Annotated in this window: 14 protein-coding genes and 2 pseudogenes; 8 read left to right on the top strand and 8 right to left on the bottom strand. The window is 72.1% G+C overall.

The genetic code is table 11. The annotated features are described in order from the left end of the window. Positions 1-22: 22 nt before the first annotated feature. Positions 23-643 (bottom strand): annotated as a pseudogene (locus ACN28F_RS23540) (transposase); the annotation flags it as partial. 126 nt (positions 644-769) lie between these two features. On the opposite strand from ACN28F_RS23540, the gene ACN28F_RS23535 reads away from it, so the two are divergent. Both ACN28F_RS23535 and ACN28F_RS23530 read left to right on the top strand, forming a co-directional pair. Continuing rightward, the gene (locus ACN28F_RS23535; RefSeq protein ID WP_289210062.1) at positions 770-1,747 is read left to right on the top strand and encodes a tetratricopeptide repeat protein; all 978 of its coding nucleotides are present in this window, start codon (positions 770-772) and stop codon (positions 1,745-1,747) included. A 5-nt stretch (positions 1,748-1,752) separates the two neighbouring features. Further along, positions 1,753-1,914: a hypothetical protein gene (locus ACN28F_RS23530; RefSeq protein ID WP_289210061.1), complete on the top strand. Its 162-nt coding sequence runs from the start codon at positions 1,753-1,755 to the stop codon at positions 1,912-1,914. Positions 1,915-2,092: 178 nt separating this feature from the next. On the opposite strand, the gene ACN28F_RS23525 is transcribed toward ACN28F_RS23530, so the two are convergent. Next, complete coding sequence (locus ACN28F_RS23525; protein WP_289210060.1) at positions 2,093-2,554, bottom strand: VOC family protein; 462 nt, start codon at positions 2,552-2,554, stop codon at positions 2,093-2,095. Positions 2,555-2,577: 23 nt separating this feature from the next. Here ACN28F_RS23525 and ACN28F_RS23520 point away from each other — a divergent pair. Both ACN28F_RS23520 and ACN28F_RS23515 read left to right on the top strand, forming a co-directional pair. Then, positions 2,578-3,297: pseudogene (locus tag ACN28F_RS23520) on the top strand (helix-turn-helix transcriptional regulator); the annotation flags it as partial. An 83-nt stretch (positions 3,298-3,380) separates the two neighbouring features. Next, positions 3,381-3,656, top strand: coding sequence for a hypothetical protein (locus ACN28F_RS23515; protein WP_289211158.1), 276 nt, complete (start codon positions 3,381-3,383; stop codon positions 3,654-3,656). 55 nt (positions 3,657-3,711) lie between these two features. Here the strand turns inward: ACN28F_RS23515 and ACN28F_RS23510 are convergent, their stop codons facing one another. Further along, the gene (locus ACN28F_RS23510; RefSeq protein ID WP_289210059.1) at positions 3,712-4,350 is read right to left on the bottom strand and encodes a TetR/AcrR family transcriptional regulator; all 639 of its coding nucleotides are present in this window, start codon (positions 4,348-4,350) and stop codon (positions 3,712-3,714) included. An 80-nt stretch (positions 4,351-4,430) separates the two neighbouring features. Between ACN28F_RS23510 and ACN28F_RS23505 the strand changes: the two genes are divergently transcribed. Beyond that, positions 4,431-5,324: an SDR family NAD(P)-dependent oxidoreductase gene (locus ACN28F_RS23505; RefSeq protein WP_289210058.1), complete on the top strand. Its 894-nt coding sequence runs from the start codon at positions 4,431-4,433 to the stop codon at positions 5,322-5,324. A 40-nt stretch (positions 5,325-5,364) separates the two neighbouring features. Here the strand turns inward: ACN28F_RS23505 and ACN28F_RS23500 are convergent, their stop codons facing one another. Together ACN28F_RS23500 and ACN28F_RS23495 are read right to left on the bottom strand one after the other, a co-directional pair. Continuing rightward, positions 5,365-6,312 (bottom strand): ketopantoate reductase family protein, encoded by a 948-nt coding sequence (locus ACN28F_RS23500; protein ID WP_289210057.1) that lies wholly within the window; start codon positions 6,310-6,312, stop codon positions 5,365-5,367. A gap of 154 nt (positions 6,313-6,466) precedes the next feature. Next, on the bottom strand, positions 6,467-6,784 hold the full coding sequence (locus ACN28F_RS23495) for a hypothetical protein (protein ID WP_289210056.1): 318 nt from the start codon (positions 6,782-6,784) through the stop codon (positions 6,467-6,469). A 227-nt stretch (positions 6,785-7,011) separates the two neighbouring features. Between ACN28F_RS23495 and ACN28F_RS23490 the strand changes: the two genes are divergently transcribed. Further along, the gene (locus ACN28F_RS23490) at positions 7,012-7,779 is read left to right on the top strand and encodes a DivIVA domain-containing protein (protein ID WP_421359724.1); all 768 of its coding nucleotides are present in this window, start codon (positions 7,012-7,014) and stop codon (positions 7,777-7,779) included. A gap of 189 nt (positions 7,780-7,968) precedes the next feature. Continuing rightward, complete coding sequence (locus ACN28F_RS23485) at positions 7,969-9,012, top strand: hypothetical protein (RefSeq protein WP_289210054.1); 1,044 nt, start codon at positions 7,969-7,971, stop codon at positions 9,010-9,012. Positions 9,013-9,090: 78 nt separating this feature from the next. Here the strand turns inward: ACN28F_RS23485 and ACN28F_RS23480 are convergent, their stop codons facing one another. The 3 genes from ACN28F_RS23480 to ACN28F_RS23470 are packed head-to-tail and all read right to left on the bottom strand — an operon-like array spanning position 9,091 to position 11,589. Continuing rightward, on the bottom strand, positions 9,091-9,555 hold the full coding sequence (locus ACN28F_RS23480) for a hypothetical protein (protein WP_289210053.1): 465 nt from the start codon (positions 9,553-9,555) through the stop codon (positions 9,091-9,093). Then, on the bottom strand, positions 9,530-10,222 hold the full coding sequence (locus ACN28F_RS23475; RefSeq protein ID WP_289210052.1) for an RNA polymerase sigma factor: 693 nt from the start codon (positions 10,220-10,222) through the stop codon (positions 9,530-9,532). The genes ACN28F_RS23480 and ACN28F_RS23475 overlap by 26 nt, the downstream gene beginning before the upstream one ends. Then, the gene (locus ACN28F_RS23470) at positions 10,219-11,589 is read right to left on the bottom strand and encodes a S8 family peptidase (protein ID WP_289210051.1); all 1,371 of its coding nucleotides are present in this window, start codon (positions 11,587-11,589) and stop codon (positions 10,219-10,221) included. The genes ACN28F_RS23475 and ACN28F_RS23470 overlap by 4 nt, the downstream gene beginning before the upstream one ends. 165 nt (positions 11,590-11,754) lie before the next feature. Here ACN28F_RS23470 and ACN28F_RS23465 point away from each other — a divergent pair, with 165 nt between their 5' ends. After that, positions 11,755-14,508 (top strand): CHAT domain-containing protein, encoded by a 2,754-nt coding sequence (locus tag ACN28F_RS23465; RefSeq protein WP_421359722.1) that lies wholly within the window; start codon positions 11,755-11,757, stop codon positions 14,506-14,508. The last annotated feature ends 10 nt before the right edge of the window (positions 14,509-14,518 follow it).

Genomic DNA, 14,518 nt, shown 5'->3' with positions numbered 1-14,518 from the left:
GTCAACATCCCCGGCTGGAGTAGTAGGCGTGGGTGCACAGGTCGATCGCGAGTTGGCCCTTCGTGCGGAACTGCGTGTCCGTCGGCAGCCCTGTCCGCGCGGCGGTGTCCGGGTCGGTGATCTGCTCGGCGGGGATCCACTGCCGGGCTGCGACCAGGGCGTGCCCGGTCCGTTCCCGCACATAGGCCAGGTGGACCGTGTTGATGCCGTTGGCGACCCGACCGGCGCAGCCCATGTACTGCCGTTTCACCCCGGCCGTCGCCGTGCCCTGCTTCGGGTGCCCGGTCTCGTCCAACGCCCCGACCGCCAGCCCACGCCGCCGCCGACGGCCGGCAGCGGTGTCCAACCCGGCCGCCGCGTACCGCCGTACCTGGCTCGCCATACCCTCGGTGTCCCACACCGCCCTGTTCAACAACCGCTGGGTCCGGTCCGGCGTGGCATCCCCGACATGCTCGGCGATGGTCCACCCGTTGCGTTTCGGCATCCTGCTGACCAGCGCCGACACGTACCGGCCCGCGTGCAGCCACGTCCGCACTTGGACGAAACAGGACCGCGTTCGCTCCAACAGCTCGGCCCGTGCGCGCTCAGCGCGGTCGGCCGCTACCCTGGCAGCAGCAGCCGCCTTCGATCTTGTAGTCCTCACAAACACATGATCAACAGGCGGCTGCGTCTACGTTGCACCACCCTGCCAACGCGTCCTACCTGGTCACAGCCCTAATGGCGGCTGCCGTACTAGCGTCGCGTCGACCCACCGTGCAACCATCGATGAATGGTCGCCTCTGGATCCTCGGCGGAGGAGAGGCCACTGGCCGACATTCTGCGGTTGACCGGCGGGCCGGTCGTCGGCGATCCACCCGAAACCGCCGCGTCGGTCCAGCTCGCGCGCGGGATCGCGCTCGTGCAGGTGCACCGGTACGCCGAGGCCGTCATGCTGGCCGAGGCGGCAATCGACTCGGCCAGGCGGGTGCCTGGCGACGACCCAGAGTTCGTCGCCGAGCTCGTTGATGGGCTGCACACGTTCAGTAGGTTGGCGGCCGCATCCGGTAGCCGCGAGGAAGCACTGCGGGTGATGAAGGAGGCTGTCGCGCTCGCCGAGCCGCTACCGGAGCCGGACGAGACGCTGCCCCGGGCGCTGAACCAGCTCGGGTTGCTCCTGCTGGAGTGCGGTCGGGCCGAAGAGGGGCGGGCGGCGACCGAGCGTTCGGTCGCCATCCGCCGGCAGGCAGCCGAAGCCGACCCGGCAGCCCTCCCCGGCCTGGCCACGTCGCTGTACAACCTCAATCACCACCTGACGACCGCAGGACTGCACGCCGAAGCGCTCGCCAGCATCGAAGAGGCGGTGGAGATCGCCCGGCTCCTTGCCGATCGAGAGCCCGACACCTACTTGGCCGACCTGGCATCGGCGCTGCACAACCTGAGCATGACGCTCCGCGAGACTGGACAGATCGATCGGGCCATCTGCACCGTCGAGGAGGCCATCGAGATATATCACCGTCTTGCTGACCGGGATCCGGCCCACTACCTGCCAGAACTGGCCGAGTCGCTGGAGGTCATGTGCCATCAGGTCGCCGGCACCGGACAGTATCGCGCCGCCGCTGCGCTCGCAGACCGTTGCGCGCAGGCCTACCGTGCCGGTGGAAATCCCGGCGCCGCACTGGGCATGCGGGTGCACAAGGTGCGCTACCGGCTCCGCGGGTTGACCCGTCGCGGCTCCGGCCCTGAGCACGACTCCGATCGGCATAGTTAATGATCATGGCCATTCTGGACTGGATCGTCGTCATCGCCTCGGCGGTCCTCCTGGTGGTTTTCGGCATCGCGTCGTTCTCGACCGACCTGCCACTGGGCATGTTCCTGTTCCCACTGGCTGCCGGCACCTGCGCTGGAATCGATCTCTACGCACGCTATCGCCGGTGAAAGTGGCAGGTACGGCGGGTTGCCGTTGCGGTCCGACAGCATGCGTTCGGTTTCGCCGTCACCGCCGTAGGCATCGGCGGGTCGATTAGGTCGCTACCGGCGTCCGATGCTTGGTGGACGAAAAGGCGAGGCGGACCCAGGGCGGCCGGTCTGCCGCCCTGGGGTGAAGTGGTGTGGCTCAGCCGGCGTACGGGGCGGCGACGTCGAGAATCCACGTGACGCCGAAGCGGTCGGTCAGCATCCCGAAGCCCGGCGCCCACTGCGAGGGCCCGTACTTTTCGATGATGTCGGCGCCGTCGGCGAGCTTGTCCCAGAGGGCGGCGACCTCCTCGGCGGTCTCACCCCGGACGGAGACGAAGAACCGGTCGCCGGTCAGGGTCATGCCGTGCTCGCGCGCGGTGGGGGCCGGCGCGGTCGGGGCGGGTGCCTGGCTGGGCACGTCGTAGGCCATGATGCTGAAGCCGTTGTCGGCCGTGACCTGGCCGAAGACGACCTTGTCCGCGTCCGGCAACTCCTTCGGCATGCCGAAGTCGCCGTACGCCACGACGTTGAGCTGGCCGCCGAACACGGACTGGTAGAACTTCAGCGCGGCACGGGCGTCGCCGCGGAAGTTCAGGTGGGTGGTCGTGGAGATGCTCATGCTGTGAACTCCTTGGCGGTTATGTGCGAGCCGGCGGCTGGCCGGTTCGGACCAAGATTCGCAGCGGTAGGTGCCAGGTTGTGGCACCTACCCGGGGCAGAATCGGTGACGTGCCGAAAACCTCAGCTCGACTGCTGGCAGTGCTGTCGCTCCTGCAGGCCCGCCGGGACTGGTCCGGCACGGCGTTGGCCGAACGCCTGGGCGTCAGCCTGCGCACCGTACGCCGCGACATCGACCGGCTCCGTGACCTCGGCTATCCCATCGCTGCGGTCAAGGGACCCGACGGCGGCTACCGGCTCAGCGCCGGCACAGACCTGCCCCCGCTGCTGTTCGACGATGACCAGGCCGTCGCTCTCACCGTCGCCCTGCAGATCGCCGCGACCACCAGGGGTAGCGGCGTCGCCGAGGACGCTGCCCGCGCGCTGAACACGATCCGTCAGGTCATGCCCGCCCGGCTGCGACACCGCATCGACGCGGTGCAGGTCACCGCCGTCGACCGGCCCAGTCGCCGGCCTGCCGCTCCGGTGGACGGGCAGGTGCTCACGGCGATCAGCGCGGCCGCCCAGGCGCACGAGATCCTGCGTTTCGACTACGGCGCGGACAGCACAGACAAGCCTCCCCGCCGGGCGGAACCGCACCACGTCATCACCTGGGACGGCCGCTGGTACCTCGTCGCCTTCGAACTCGACCGCGACGACTGGCGCACTTTCCGCATCGACCGGATCGCTCTGCGCACACCCAACGGGCCACGGTTCACGCCCCGCACGGTGCCAGGAGGAGACGTCGTCAGCTACGTCACAGCAGCTTCCGTGGCTCCGGCGACACCTTGGCCGGGTGGCCCTGTCAGGGAACGGTCATCCTCGATCTGCCCGCCGCCACCGTGGCGAACTACACCCGCGACGGGCACATCGAGGAGATCGGCCCCGACCGTTGCAAGCTCACCCTCGGTTCCTGGTCCTGGCCCAGCCTGGCCGCCGCCATCGCCCGATACGACGCTGACATCGAAGTCGTCGGCCCCGACGAACTCTCCGATGCCTTCACTCACCTCGTTCAACGATTCAACCGGATCACAGCCCGCCGGCACGCCCCACCGGCAGGTTAGGCCGGACCGGCAACCACGCGGCACCGGCGGTGTCGGGGTGGATGTCCACTAAAGACTACGTTGACTGCGCTGGGCCCGGCTGGGGCTTCAGCCCGTCGCGCAGGACGGCGAGGATTCGTTGCTGACCCGCCGTATCCGGGCCGACGTGTTCCAGGGTCCGCGCGGTGCCGATCATCAACCCGATCAGCTCGGGCGTTGCGACGTCCGGGCGTACCGCTGCGGCCCGCTGCGCCTTGACCAGCAGTTCACCGACGGCGTCGCGCAGGTCCACACCGGCGGAGGCGATCGCCGCCCACACTGCGGCCATCGCCTCGTCGCCGGAGTCGATGGCGTCGGTGAAGGCGTGCTTCACCGACGACTGCCGGACGGCCTCGGTGAAGAACGCGAAGAAGCCGGCGTCGACGTCCTCGGCGGCGGCCATCTCCCGCGCGTAGGCGGTGAGCTCCCGCAGCCGGGACACGAACACCGCCTCGATGAGGGCGGCCTTCGTCGGGAAGTGCCGGAAGACGGTGCCGATCGCCACTCCGGCGAGTTCGGCGAGGTCCTCGGTCGAGGCCGACGGGCCGGCCGCCGCGAACACCTGCTCGGCGGCGGCCAGGATCCGGGCCCGGTTGCGCTGGGCGTCGGCCCGCATCCGCCTGGGCTGCGGCGACGGCGACGGCGACGGCGGGGGCGAGGAGGACGTGGTGGCCACCGGAGCATTATCCACCAGGCGATCATGAGTCACACACTCCGTTTGACAACATGAGTGAGTTACTCATATTGTCCTGGGCCATGACGACCACCGTGATGACCGGCGGCACCTCGGGGTTCGGTGCGGACGCCCGGGCCCGGCTGGCGGCACGACCCGGAGCCCGGGTCCTGTCCGGCTCCCGCAGCACCGACTCGACCGACCCCGACGCGCTGTCCCTGGACCTCGCCCGGCTGGACAGCGTGCGCGCCTTCGCACAGGCCGTCATCGACCGGCTCGACGGCACCCGGATCGACGCCCTGGTCCTGAACGCCGGCCTCAGCTTCCGCACCGGCGACCGACGCACCGCCGACGGCTTCGAGACCACCTTCGCGGTCAACCACCTCGCGCACTACCTGCTGATCCGGCTGCTGATGCCCCACCTCGGTCCAAAGGCGACGGTCATCCTCACCACGAGCGGCACCCACGACCCCGACCTCAGGACGTTCCTGCCGACGCCGCCACGACACGCGGACGCCCGCCTGTTGGCCCACCCCGAGACCGACCCGCAGCGTGACACCGACCCACGGTCGGCCGGTGGTCGCGCGTACACGTCGTCGAAGTTGTGCAACATCCTGACCGCGCGGGCGCTGGCCGCCCGGCCTGAGGCCCGCGACGGACACTGGCGGGTCCTGGTGTTCGACCCCGGACCCACCCCTGGCACCGGGCTGCTCCGCGACACCCCGCCGGCCCTGCGGCTGACCTGGCGGTTGCTCGGCGGCACGACCCGACTGATGCCCCGGTTCAACAGCCGTACGGCGGTCGCCGCAGCCCTGACCGACCTCACCCTCGGCACCGTCGCGGCCCCGCCCGGGCACTACTACGCCCGCGTCGTCGGCAACCGACTCACCTGGACCACCCCGTCCCGGCTGGCCCGCAGCGACGACGCCCGGGACGCCCTGTGGGCCGACAGCGCCGACCTGCTGGCCCTACGCTGAACGGCGACGTTTCTCGCCGCCGCGCAGCTCACGACGACCGTCAGATCGTCCTCTCGCCGGCGAAGTAGGGCTCGGCCGCCTCCAGCCGGGGCACTGGGACGCCCAGCCGGCGCGCTTCGGCGAGGGTGTCGCGGCAGACCGCGCGCAGCTCCTCAGGGTTGGCGTGGGCCTGCATCACCGCGCGCGACGGCGGGAAGTGGCCGAACAGCCAGGCGAGTGCCGGTGCCGCCAGCCAGATGGGAGCCCGGAACGGCAGCAATTCTTTCCGATGCCGCCGCAGATCGATGCCACGGGCCTCGACGAGCGGCAGCAGCTCGCGGGTGGCGAGGATCGCTTCGCGTACGTGGCCCGTCGCCAGCCCGGAGAGGGAGCCCAGCTTCAGGCTCTGCGTGTGCAGTCCGGCGTTCTGGACGAAGTGGACGGCCAGCCAGCCTCGGAAGTCGGAGTTCTCCAGGATCCGCAACCCCGCCTGGCGAAACACCTGGCGCACGGCCCGCTCCCGCTCGGTCGGCGGCCGGTCTAGCGTGCCGAAGAAGACCATGGGCAGCAGCGCCGCGCGCAGCACCCCGTCGTCGCCGAAGCCGCCGCCGGCCCCGGGGAAGCCCCAGGCGACCTGGTCGGCGGGGAGGTGCTCGGTCGCGGTCAGCGGCTCGACCCACAGGTTGTTGAAGACGAGTACTGTGGCGCCGCCTGCGCGCGGCCCCAGGAATTCCGCAGCCTCCGCGAAGCCGTAGTGCTGCACGCTCAGCACGATCAGATCGAAGTCGTGGTCCGGCTCCAGCGACTCGCGGTAGCGGACCGGCCAGCTCTCGGTGACCCGCTTTCCCCACGGCCGCCGCCGCGCGTCGAGCAGATCAAGATCGACGACATCGCCGTACGCCGCTGCCCGACCCGGCCGGACGTAGAACTCGACGTGGTGCCCGGCCCGTTCCAGGGCCCAGCCGTACGCCACGGCGATCACGCCTCGGCCGAACATCAAGATCTTCACGCGGCACCCCATGCCCGATAACCGGAGACTGTCTCCACATCCAAAATATGGAGACAGCCTCCACTTGTCAACCGGGGGCCGGGGCGGGGCGCAGCCCTTCGCCACCGTCGGCACCCCACGTCGGGAGCGCATCGAACGGCGTACGCCCTGGCGGTCAGCGTCGTCTGAGGGGACTCACGGCGTCTCGCCACAGCATGCCCACCATCGCCTGCCGGCGGTTGATGTCACGCGGCATCAGCCCGCCCGCGTACAACATGATCATCCCGGTGAGTCCGAGCACCACCGTGGGGATCAGGACGGCCGCCAGGCAGATCGCAAGAATGTCCGTCAGGACCGCAACGTCGACACCAGTCGACGCCACCGCCAGCCCGCCCAGCATCAGAGCGACCGGCTGACAGCGAAGGGCCCACACGAGGAGCCGGTACCCCCGGGTCCGACGCAGCGGAACGGCCTTTCGCTGGGGTTCGGCCACGACCCACCTTCCTCGCCCGAGCGTCGGCGCAACGACCCGCGCCGCGTCGCGCAGCTTGGCAGCGGCGCACCCCGCAGCGCACCAGTAGGGTTCCATGGCTGCGCAAGCTCGGCCGGTTCCGGTCAGGACCACGACCTTCCTCGGCCCAGCGACACCGGCGCGGCCTTGTCGATGCCTTCTACGATGTGCGCCGGCAGAGGTACGCGAGCCGGACTCAGGAGGACGATGTGGAGCTGCACAAGCGTCGGGGCGCAATCGCGACAGGTGTGGCCCTGCTCATCGTTGCCGCTCTTGTCCTGCTGTGCCTGCCGATCGGCTGGACCACACGGATCCTGCTGTGGGTCGGCGGGGCGGCCGTCCTCGGCGTACTGATCGTCCGCGCGGTCCGGCCGTTCCGGTTCCGGATCGGACCCGACGGCCTGACCTTCGGAAGTGGCGGCGCCACCCGCTCGGTGCCGTGGGACGACGTGCAGGCCGTCGTGCTCGACCAGCCCGCGCCGGGCGCGGCCGGCGGCGACCGACCCTCGCCGCGACTGTTACTGGCACCCGCTGGCGGAGCGGACGTCGGTCTGCCGACGACCACCAGCAGTACGGCGTACGACGGCGGCTGCGCGGTGCTGCTCGACCTCGGCGACGTCGTGGAGTCGCCCGACCAGGTGGCCGAGGCCCTGACCCGGTACGCCGGGGACCGGTTCGTCGACGCGCGCCCGTCGCGCGGGACCGACGCAGTGGACCTGGACTTCACCGTGGTCCTGCGTGGGTACGACCCGGCTGCCGTCGACGAGGTGATACGCATGGGCCGTGAGGCCCTGTCGTCGCCTCCGGGCGACCAGCGTCGGGTCACCGCCGCAGGCAGGATCCGGGACTCGAGGTTCCCGACCGTTCTGCGTGGATACGACCGTTGGCAGGTGGACGAGTTCCTCGACGGGCTCGCCGCCGAGTTGGCGACGCCGGTCGACGCCCCGGACGGCACCGGCACCGGCACCGAATCCTGAGCTGTCGGCCAAGGCGCTTGCGCCACCGGCAGCCGGCTCATCCTGGTTTCGGGTCAATGTGCGCCATCTGACAATGAGCACGGCGCACCCAAGGTATTTCTGAACATCGATCCCGCTCGGTATGAGTGTCCACCTTGGCGACCGTCGGCACCACGCCGGTCGCCGCACTCCTACCTTCGGGAGGAAACCTTGTCCACGCGACTGACACCACGCGTACGTCGGTCCTCGCTCGCCCTGATCGGCGTGGCGGCCCTGGCGCTGCTGCTCCCGGTCACCTCGGCGAGCGCGGCGGCGCTCGACCGGTCGACCGACAGCGGCGCCGCCAGCACCGCCGCCGACGTCTGGATGATGGACAACTCGTCCGACATCGGGCTCCAGCCGCACAACATCGGTTCGATCTGGCAGAGCCCGGACATCAAGGTCTGCAACACCGCCGTGGAGTGTGCGGTCAGCCAGAACCCGATCATCGGTCAGACCAACTACATCTTCGTCAAGCTGCGCAACCCCGGGCCGTACGGCAACCCGGTGACCGAGCAGGGCGAACTGCACGTCTATCGGACCACTCCGGGTGGCGGCGCGTCCTGGCCCACCGACTGGACCGAGATCGGTTGGACCTCGGTGTCGGTCGCCCCGGGCGTCACCACGGTCACCATCCCGTGGAACGGGGTCCCCGGGCCGGGGCACTTCTGCCTGCTCACCCGGTGGATCTCCGCCAACGACCCGATGACCGTCGAGGGCCCGGACACCCCGCAGAACACCCGGAACAACAACAACATCGCCTGGCGCAACGTGGACTCGGTGGCGCTGGCACCCAACGGGCCGACCGAGGAACGGCCGTTCGCCATCGGCAACGTCCTGCGGGAGCCGACCCGCAACAGCGTGGTCTTCGCCCAGGAGGGCGCCCCGCTGCGTACCGCCGGTGGGCGCCTGGTGGTGGATCTCGGGCCGACGCTGTTCGCCCGCTGGGTCGAGGGCGGCATGGCCGGCAAGGGCATCCGCGAGGCGGGCCGCAACCAGATCGAGATCGTCGAGCCGGGCCAGGCCAGCCTGGACAACCTGGTGCTGCGCGGCAACGAGCGACTGACCATGCGGCTGCTGTTCACCGCGACCACAGCGACGGACAAGCCGATCGCCGTACTGGTCACGCAGGTCGGTCGGGACATCACCGGCAAGGAGCGGGCCGACCTGGGCGGGGTCCGCTACGACGTGACGGTCGGCAAGCGGCAACGGTAGCCACGGTGCCGGGCAGGAGCGTCAGGTCACGTCCGGGACCCGTGACCTGACGCTCCGACAGGGTCCGGATCTGCCGGGTCAGCGCAGGCTGACCCAGCAGGTCCGGACCCTGTACGTCGTGCTGGTGGCGCGCAGTTGCACCGGGCCGGCCGGTGGTACGCCCATCGAGAAGAACCCGAGCTCGTCGACCGGCACGTCGGCGTACTGCCCGGCGGCGGACCGGGCGCTGATCCGGCCCGGACCGGCCGGGGAGAGCTGGCCGACGACGCCGGTGGCGGTGACCTCGATCGCCAGGACCACCGGGCCGGAGCGGAAGGTCATCGTCCGGTCGGTGGCGGCGGAACGGGTCAGCCCGGCCGGTTCCCGGTCACAGGCCGAGTCGAAGATCAACTCGGCGACCGCCAGTTCCGCGTCGACGGTCCGCCAACTGAACGCGGCCAACGCCGCGTCGATGAACTGCTCCGACACCGGCCCGGAGTCACGCAGCGCGGCACCAAGCTCGATCAACAGCGCGTCGTCACTGTCTGGTGACCACTGCCGCATCGCGTTCACCTCCATTGCCCGGTGCCACCCCGCTCGGTGCGGGGCCGATGTAGGCGGCGAGCGCCGCACAGTTGCGCAGCTTGGCCAGGCATCGGGCCTGGGTGGGACCCACGCTGCCGGTCGGCATGCCGAGTCGTTCGCCGATCTCACGGTAGCTGGCCGGCGGGTCGGCGACGAGTAGTGCGAGCAGTTCTCGACAGCGCGACGGCAGTTCGGCGAACGCGTCGCGCAGCGCCTGACGCCGCTCGGCGCGCAGCAGGTCCTCGTCGGGAGTGGCGGGGTCGACCAGTAGCAGCGCTCCGACGTGTGCGTCGACCGACTCGTCGTACGGGTCGAAGGGCTGGGTCCGCCGGCCGAGCCGCAGCATCCGCAGGCACTCCCGGCGGGTCGTGGTCACCAGCCAGGCGGGCAGCGCGTACGACTCCCGCAGCCGGCCGAGATTCTCGACCAGCCGCAGCCAGACCGTCTGGTTGACGTCGGCGGCGTCAGCGGGATCGAGCCCGTGGCGGCGGATCACCGTCGCCACCAGCGGCGCGTAGCGGCGGACCAGCCCCGCCCAGGCGGTCTCGTCGCCTGCGGCGGCGGCGGAGACCAGGTCCGCGACGGCTTCACCGGGGTCCGCCTCGCTGGCGTCGCGGTGGCCCCCGGCGGCGGCGGGCCGGTTCATCCGACCAGCACGCCGTAATCGGGGTGCCAGGCCGGGCCGGCGGTCAGGGCCGCCGCGGCGGACACCGCGTCCAGCCCGGTGCCGGTCATCAGGGCGGCGAGCCGGCCCGAGACGTGTCCGGTGGCGAAGGAAGTGCCGGCCCAGGCGGCAAAGCCCTGGAACGGCAGGACCGGCTGGCCGGGCAGGACAAGCTGGCCGTCGACGTACGTGCTGGTCCGGTCGCCGTACGCGCTGGCGGCCACCCAGGGACCGTGGCTGCTGTAGCTGGCCGGTACCGGGCCTTTGCCGCCCGCCTCGACCGCCGCCACGGCGAGCACCCGGTCGAGCGCCGCCGGCCAGGACGGACGGCTGGTGCCGGCGTTGCCGGCGGCGGCGACCACCGCCGTCGTCGCGGGCAGCGCGGCGAGCGCGTTGGCCAGGGGCAGCGGCGGCTGGTCGTCCTGGGTGAAGTAGCCGAGGGAGAGGTTGACGATGGTGACCTCCGGGCTGAGCCGACCGATCGCGGCGACCAGGCCCTCCTCGTCGCCGATGCCGTTGGCGTCCAGGGCGGCCTCCGGGTCGACCCGTACCCCAGGTGCGGCCTGGCGCACGACACCGGCGACGAACGTGCCGTGCCCGCCCTGCATCGCCAGTTGGGTGCCGCTGAGGTAGAGCGGGTCCTCGTCGTCCGGCTCGGGCAGGTAGCTGCCGCCGAGCCACACCGGGTGCACGCTGCCGGCCTGCCGCCAGATGCCGGTGTCGCAGACGCCGACGGTGACACCGGCTCCTTCGCCGAGCCGGGCCGGGTCCGGCGGCGGCAGGGCCGGGGCGCTGCGGGGCGGCCCGCCCGGGTTGCCCATGATGTTGCCGAACCCGAGCAGTACGTGGTGTGGCTGCACCTGCGGCACCCGCCCGTCCGGCCACTGGCGCGGGTCGCGCAGCTTGTCGACCACGGCCGGGATGGCGGTCTCCTGCTGGAAACGCAGCCGGCTGACCCGGGCGAACCCGGCGTCCACGGTGAACCGGTGGCCGTCGGCGCGCAGCCGTGCCGCCACCCGGTCGACGTCGGCCGGGGCGACCAGCAACTGTCGGGGGCGGTAGAGGAACTCGGTGCCGGCGACGGTGTGCCGGCGTACGGCCGGGTGGGCGGCCACGATCTCCTGGAACGCGCGTTGGTAGCTCTCGTCGAGGCCCCGGTCGCCCTGACCACCGGCGCGGCCGTCGACCGGATCGAGCGACCCGGTGGGCCCGGTCGGATCGGTGGGCCCGGACGACCCGAACGCGCCGAGTGGCAGCGCTGCGGCGGCCAGCGCGGACCACCCCATCAGACGCCGGCGGGAAACCTGCCCGGGCGAACCCGGCACGACGGGGTGGTGGTCGGGCGACACCTGACCTCCAGGCGGTGGGAGACGGGGTCGACACCACGGAGGGCGACCACTGAAGGTTACGGGTCCGACACGATTATTTCAAAGCATAGTTAGAAGTCAATTAAGTGACCGACCCCAGGAGGCCGGGATTGACCCGGGGTGCACAGGTGGGGAATTCTCTCTGTCATGGCCGAACGCACCGATTCCGGTGTCGACTTGGCGCAGCGGGCCCTGGACACCGTCCAGCGCTACCCGCACGAGGCCATCTCGATCGCCCACCAGGTGCTCGCCGACACACCGGACGCCCGCGCCCGGTCCACCGCGGAACGCGCCATCGGCCTGGCCCTGCGCGAGCTGGGCGACCTGCCGGGCGCGGCACGCCACCTGCGCCGGGCGGTCCGCGCCGGAGACGACGCGCGGCTACGGGCACTCGCCCGGATGAGTCTCGGGTACGTCCTGGCCAGCGCCGGTCGGACCACCGCCGCGCTGCGGGCGGTCACCCTCGCCCTACCTCAGCTGACCGGAGCGGACGCCGGCCGGGCCCGGATGCAGCGCGGCGTGGTGCTGCACTACCGGGGCCGGTTCGACGAGGCGGTCCGCGACTACGACCTGGCCGTGGAGATCGCCCAACGGGAGGGCGACCCGCTGCTGGAGGCACGCGCCCGCAACAACCGGGGGCTGCTCAACGTCCACCTCGACGTGCCCGCCGACAGCCGTACCGGCAGCCCGCCGAACGGGCACTCCGGTGGACGGCCCGACCGGGACCGGCGGACCGATCAGGGCCACGACGACGACCTGCACCGCGCCGCCGCCATCTTCAGCCAGCTCGGGCTGGACCTGGCCGCCGCCGACGCCCGGTGGAACAGCGGCATCGCCGCCGGCCAACGCGGCGACGTGGCCGGCGCGCTGCACTGCTTCGCCACCGTGGACGCCGAGTACCGCCGGCTCGCCGTACCCCGCCCGGCGCTGCTGCTGGACCGCTTCGAGCTGCTGCTGTCCGTACCGCTGATCGACGAGGCGGTGGCGGTCGCCGGCACCGCCGTGACCGAGCTGCGCCGGCTCGGGATGGCCTCCGACCTGGCCGAGGCACTGCTCGCCCAGGCCCGGGCCGCGCTGCTCGCCGGTGACCCGGCCACCGCGGCCGACACCGCCGCCGCGGCCCGCAGCCGGTTCCGCCGGCAGGGCCGACGCGCCTGGGCGACGCTCGCCCGACACGTCGAGCTGCGGGCCGGGTACGCCCAGGGCAACCGGTCGGCGGCGCTGCTCGCCGCGATGGTGCGCACCGCCGACCAGCTCGACGCCACCGGCTGGCCCGGGCCGGCGCTGACCAGCCGGATCGAAGCCGCCCGGCTGGCCGTCGCGCTGGGCCGGCACAGTCGGGCCGGCGAGTTGCTCACCGTCGCCTCGGAGGCCCGCCGACGCGGCACCGCACCCCGGCGCGCCCAGGGCTGGTACGCCCTGGCGCTGCGCCACCGGCTGGCCGGTGACGAGTCCGGCGCGGCCCGGGCGTTGCGCAGCGGCCTCGCCGTGCTGGACGGGCACCGCACCTCGCTCGGCGCCACCGAGCTACGGGCGCACAGCGCCACCTTCGGCGAGGAGTTGGCCGCCGAAGGGCTGGACATCGCGATCCGGCGGGGCGCGCCGGCGCAGGTCCTGGTCTGGGCGGAGCGGTGGCGGGCCAACGCGCTGCGGATGCGGCGGGTCTCCCCGCCGCCCGACCCGGAACTGGCCACCGCACTGACCGAACTACGGATGGTCAGCACCGCGCTGGAGGACGCCCTGCTGGCCGGCAACCCGGTGCAGGCGCTGCGCGGCAGCCAGGCCCGCCTGGAGCAACGGATCCGGGAACTCGCCAGAGGGGTCAACGGCGGCGGTGAACTGTCCGCACCACCGGCGGTGGCCGAGATCGCCACCGCGCTCGGCGACGCCGTACTGCTCGAACTGGTCGCGCACGGCGAGCGGCTGCTCGCCGTAGCGGTCCGCGACGGCCAGCCGACGCTACACGACCTCGGGCCGCTGACCGAGGCGATCCGGGTGGCCCGGCTGCACCGGTTCGGGCTGCGCCGGCTGGTCACCCCCGGCGACGGTGGCGACCCACGGGCTGGGGTCGGGGCCGAGGCACGGGCCGGAGCCGACGCGCGGGCCGGGGTCGCGCACACCGCCGCCGCGTTGGACCGACAACTGTTCGATCCGGTACGCGACCGGATCACCGACCGGCCGCTGGTGATCGTGCCGATCGGCGAACTGCACGCCGTACCGTGGTCGGGCCTGTCCACCTGCGCGGGCCGCGCGGTGACCGTGGCACCGTCGGCGACGGCCTGGCTGCGGGCCGCCGGTCGGCAGACCGGCGCAGCGCACACCCCGGCAGCCGACGGGCCGGCGGTGCTGGTGGCCGGGCCGCGGTTGCCGGCCGCCGAGACCGAGGTGCGGCAACTCGCCGCGGCGCTGCCCGGCTCCCGTCTGCTGACCGGAGCCGCCGCCACCGCCGACACGGTGACCGGCGCGCTCAACGGCGCGGCCCTGGCGCACATCGCCGCGCACGGACGGTTCCGGGCGGACAACCCGCTCTTTTCGACGCTGGACCTGGCCGACGGGCCGTTGACCGCCTACGAACTGGAGCGGCTGACCAGCCCACCCGGCGTCGTCGTACTGTCGGCCTGCGACTCAGGACTGGCCGGGGTCCGCCCCGGCAACGAGGTGATGGGCTTCACCGCGGTGCTGCTGGCGCTGGGCACCCGCTGCCTGATCGCGACGGTGCTGCCGGTGCCGGCCGACCTGACCACCGAGTTGATGCTGGAACTGCACCGCCGGATGCGGGCCGGGGACGGGCCGGCGGTGGCGCTCGCCGGCGCGCAGCGGGCCTTCCAGGCCGGCCGGTACGCCGACGACGGTGCGGTGCACGCCACCGCCGCTGCCTTCGTCTGTTTCGGAGCGGGCTGACGTTGCGGAG

The organism is Solwaraspora sp. WMMA2101 (genome assembly GCF_049179175.1).
Classification (GTDB): domain Bacteria; phylum Actinomycetota; class Actinomycetes; order Mycobacteriales; family Micromonosporaceae; genus Micromonospora_E.
The sequence above is the reverse complement of the archived record's forward strand: the minus strand, read 5'-3'. Positions and strand labels throughout refer to the sequence as shown.